The following is a 356-nucleotide window of genomic DNA, read 5'->3' as shown; positions in this document are numbered from 1 at the left end:
ATAAAGGACTTCTAACTTCAATTTCTCAAATAAGGTCGTCTTTGATCGACAATACAAAATCAAGTCAGAATTCGCAGATAAACAGCACAAAAGAAGAGGTTAATCTGGGAAGAAGTATGGCGCAATCTTTTTATCAGTTGAAAAAAGTGATAAAAGACTGGGAACTGGCTTACACCTTAAAATCTTCGGTTAGTGGCGTGGTTACTTTTTTGCAGGTTTGGAATGAGAGTCAGACCATAAATGTGGGAGACAACGTCTTTTCCATTATTCCCGACGCTAAGAATACTTTTATTGGAAAGGTAAAAGCTCCGGCACTCAATTCAGGAAAAATAAAAGTAGGACAAAGAGTAAATATC

1 protein-coding gene is annotated in these 356 nt (G+C 36.8%); it reads left to right on the top strand.

The annotated features are described in order from the left end of the window. Positions 1-41 precede the first annotated feature (41 nt). A partial coding sequence (locus K6T82_RS24090) for an HlyD family secretion protein (RefSeq protein WP_223711570.1) occupies positions 42-356 on the top strand: 315 nt, incomplete at its 3' end.

Origin of the sequence: Flavobacterium potami (assembly GCF_020026915.1) — a bacterium.
GTDB classification, from domain to species: domain Bacteria; phylum Bacteroidota; class Bacteroidia; order Flavobacteriales; family Flavobacteriaceae; genus Flavobacterium; species Flavobacterium potami.
The sequence above is the reverse complement of the archived record's forward strand: the minus strand, read 5'-3'. Positions and strand labels throughout refer to the sequence as shown.